The following is a 3975-nucleotide window of genomic DNA, read 5'->3' as shown; positions in this document are numbered from 1 at the left end:
TTTTTGATCTAGAGCGAACTAATCAATTAAGTCTCTTACCAGATAAGGATTTAGTCGATTTATGCCCCCCTATCGAACCATACCAAGTAACGAAGAACCTTTGGTATTAGTCGATTCCCCTCTCTCCCCAACTTAATGAAAAATTTTCTCATTAAGTATTGACAAAAATTCCTAATAAGCTTATAGTTATTTGTAGTGTTCTCCTCTCAAGGATCGGCAGTGGAACCGCGCGGCAGTCTCTAACAATGCGGTTCCCATTTTTTTTTTGGAACGATAGAAGGCTTTTAACGTCTCTAAACTTCTAGGTTTCCTCATCCTTTGGCTTTTATGAACGATAATTCCGACCTGTACCTCGATCATCTCACCCATGCGGATACTGTCATTACTGCTGAAATTGTCGAGCATGAGAGTCAATCAACAGATGAGACAGATTGGCCGGCTCTATCCTCTCATTTACGTCAACAAAATCAAGAATTACAAGCGGAGATCTGGCGACGGGAGCAAGCTCTCGCAGAACTGCGATCGCGGTTAGCCGAGCAACATCGTCGCTTGCAAAGTTGCGATACCCTAATCCAGCAGCAAAACGAGGAACTGCAATACGAAAAGCAACAATTACAGCGAGCTTTAGGAGAAATCGAACAGTATCGTCAAGCAGAACAACGGCAACCGATGATTATTGCCAATTTGACCGCAGAATTGACCCGCACGCGTCAACAATTAGCCCGTTTAGAGCGAGAATGTGCCTTAATTCAGGAAAGTTATCAGGAAAAAAGCCAAAAACTGTGCAACTATGACCAGCAATTACAGGAATTACGCACCCGTCTTCAACGTCAGCAACGCTACACCCTCCAGTATAAAGCGGCCTTGGCCCAGTATTTCCAGCGCGGTAGCGATCGCAATTCTCCCCCGGATTTAGCCATTGTCGCCAAGGCAGCCGCGATCGAGCCTTGGTCTCAGACAGAGAATCAAGAAAGGGATGAAGTGGCTCCCATGGATGAGTTTTTAGCGGAATTAGAGACAATTGAGCCAGTAGAATCCTTAAATAAGAAAGATAGGGATTGGCCGGCACCTATCATCTCTCCTTCCCCGAAATATTCCTCTTTTCGAGTTGATTTGCCCACTTTTATTAAATATCGCCAAGAAAAAGATAATTCCTGAACAACAGAAAGAGAGCCGGCGACTGTCCATGTTTCGTCTCGGCTCTCTATTCTGGTTCGCTCCTCACACTAATTAAAATCTATCATAAGCTGATGGTTTTGTCCACTAAATTCGTAAAAGTTAATATTTTTATAAGTACCTAAGCAAAATTAATTACACATCCAAGCCGTCAGCAGTTACTCCGTCAGATTCGGCGTGAGCTTTTGTCAAACGCTTTTTGCTGTGATCAGTAAACAGTGAACTAAAAACTCAAATCTGATCCCTGATAGCTGTCTCCCGTCTCCCGTCTCCTGTCTCCTGTCTCCTGTCTCCTGTCTCCTGTCTTCGTTAAAGTTCCGTCATCGGCAGCAGTTGCCATTTTTGACGGAGAAGACGGTTAAGTAGTTTTTGACTGACGCTAATCAGGATTAATCTCGATCGCTGAATTGGGGACGATTCTCCGATAATGCGACAGTTACGCTCAAAATTGAGCATCGCTTCGCACAAATTCGCAGTTAGGGGATAGAGTTTCTGGCCTTCCCAACAATCACAAACGGTTAAAATTTGCAGTATTAAGGCTATTTCGGCGGGATGATGCCATGATAATAGTTCTGGCTCGATTAATCTAACTTTTTCCCGATTGAGCAGTTGTAACAAACTAGAATAGCGAGCGTGGGTGTATTGAAATAAAAAGAAAAATTCTCCTCTGGGATGGAAAGGAAGCTGATCGGAGAAAAATTTATCAATTAAATCATTTAGTTTTAGTAACCAAAAGGACAAAAATTGCTGATCTAATAATAATTCTAGCCATCCTTCCTTAAGCTGAATTTGCGGAAAAAGGGCGATTAAATGGTTAAATATGGTTTGACATTGAACGGGCGTAAAATGATAAAACAGAGGTGAACGATAGAGAATACTATCAGTCTTTGGGCAACGATAAAAAGTTAATTTATGCTTTTTTTCTGGAAAAATATGAATTAATTGTTGTTTGAAGCAATGCTCGATCGAGGGGTGATTGTAGATAAAATTCATGCTCAGAAGGGTAAACGTAGTCTTATCAAATGGCTCTTTTGAACATTGGGTGAAAAATATTCATCATGTTACATTATGGACGCAAACAGTTTGATAAACTCACTGACCAGGTTGCGTCCCCACCTGCGCGTAGTGTAATTGGTAGGGGCATACAGCCTACTACCTTTCTTTGAGAAGATTTGCTGATCACCATAACTCCAAGAGAGCCTACCAAATTAATACTAAATCCGTTGAGTGTAGGCTACTTATAGAGGAGAGGCACTCATGCAACAGGCAAGAGGCTTACCCTTAAACTACGAACAGCTTATCGAATAAGACTTGCCATCATAGCCTAAAAAAGGGGAAAAAAGGGGGACTAAATTTTAACCAATATCAAACTTTTTCTTAAACTTTAGACAAAGTTTATGTGTAAAGGTACAGACAGTTGATATTTACTCAGAGGAAGAAAGCATGGCAAGTCATCCCGAATCTACCACTGACAGCATTAGCTGTTTTGGTGTTGCTCGCTCTACAATTCAAGGAACCCCCTTAAATGATGATGAAGTCAGCAAAATCGATGCTTGGTTGCGGGCTGCTCACTATCTGATGTTGGGAATGCTCTATTTACGCGATAATCCCCTACTCAAAGAGCCGCTTAAACCCGAACACATCAAAAATCGGGTCTTAGGTGACTGAGGATCAAGTGCAGGCCAAGGCTTTATCTATGCTCATTGTAATCGGGTAATTAAAAAGTACGATCTCAATGCCATCTATCTTAACGGTCCGGGTCACGGTGCGCCGGGGGTTCTTGCCCCTTGTTACCTTGAGGGAACCTATTCTGAGGTGTATCCCGATAAAAGTGAAGATGAACAGGGGTTGAAGAAATTCTTTAAACAATTCTCTTTTCCCGGTGGGATAGGCAGTCACTGCACCCCCGAAACCCCCGGTTCTATTAATGAAGGGGGAGAATTGGGATATTGTATTTCTCACGCCTATGGTGCTGTGTTTGATAATCCTGATTTAATTACCTTTGCAGTGGTGGGAGACGGGGAATCAGAAACCGGTCCGCTGGCTACTTCCTGGCACTCCAACAAGTTTCTCAATCCCATCACCGACGGAGCGGTACTGCCCATCTTGCACCTCAACGGTTACAAGATTAACAACCCTACCCTCCTTTCTCGCATCAGTCATTCAGACTTAGAAAATCTCTTCTTGGGTTATGGCTATCAGCCCTATTTCGTGGAAGGTTCTGATTTGCCCAGTATGCACCAAGCGATGGCGGCAACTTTAGATCATTGTATTGAGGAAATTCGTCGAATTCAAGCCGAGACCCGTGGCAGTGGCGAAGCCAAATTCTGCCGCTTTCCTATGATTGTCCTCCGTTCTCCCAAAGGCTGGACAGCACCGGCTGAGATTGACGGACATAAAATTGAAGGCTTCTGGCGAGCGCATCAAGTACCAATGGCGGATGTGAAAACCAATTCAGAGCATTTAAGTCTGTTTGAAGCTTGGATGAGAAGTTATAAACCCGAAGAATTGTTTGATAAAACAGGTAAATTAATTCTCCCGACCTCAAAGAACTTGCGCCCAAAGGTGTGCGCCGCATGAGTGCTAATCCTTATGCTAATGGAGGACTCCTTCGCAAAGACCTAGAAATGCCTGATTTCCGCAATTATTGTCTGGAAGTTCCTAAACCGGGGCAATTTGAAGCCGAAAATACCCGTCCGTTGGGAGTGTTTCTGCATGCTAATGGAGGACTCCTTCGCAAAGACCTAGAAATGCCTGATTTCCGCAATTATTGTCTGGAAGTTCCTAAACCGGGGCAAT

At 43.3% G+C, this 3975-nt stretch carries 2 protein-coding genes and 1 pseudogene; 2 read left to right on the top strand and 1 reads right to left on the bottom strand.

From position 1 onward, the window contains the following. The first annotated feature begins 327 nt into the window (after positions 1–327). Positions 328–1158 (top strand): hypothetical protein, encoded by an 831-nt coding sequence (locus tag PX481_RS21720; protein WP_002756806.1) that lies wholly within the window; start codon positions 328–330, stop codon positions 1156–1158. A gap of 327 nt (positions 1159–1485) precedes the next feature. Here PX481_RS21720 and PX481_RS21715 read toward each other — a convergent pair whose 3' ends face one another. Next, entirely contained in the window at positions 1486–2169 is a 684-nt protein-coding gene (locus PX481_RS21715; RefSeq protein ID WP_288095928.1) for a DALR anticodon-binding domain-containing protein, read from the bottom strand. Between the two features lie 450 nt (positions 2170–2619). On the opposite strand from PX481_RS21715, the pseudogene PX481_RS21710 reads away from it, so the two are divergent. After that, positions 2620–3890 (top strand): annotated as a pseudogene (locus tag PX481_RS21710) (phosphoketolase family protein); the annotation flags it as partial. Positions 3891–3975 lie beyond the last annotated feature (85 nt).

This window comes from Microcystis sp. M53603_WE2 (genome assembly GCF_030065435.1).
This window is presented reverse-complemented; position numbering and strand designations above follow the sequence as displayed.

Excerpts from the sequence above, each read along its gene's own strand:
- PX481_RS21720 (WP_002756806.1), top strand. The coding sequence starts at position 328 with ATGAACGATAATTCCGACCTGTACCTCGATCATCTCACCCATGCGGAT.
- PX481_RS21715 (WP_288095928.1), bottom strand. The coding sequence starts at position 2,169 with ATGAATTTTATCTACAATCACCCCTCGATCGAGCATTGCTTCAAACAA.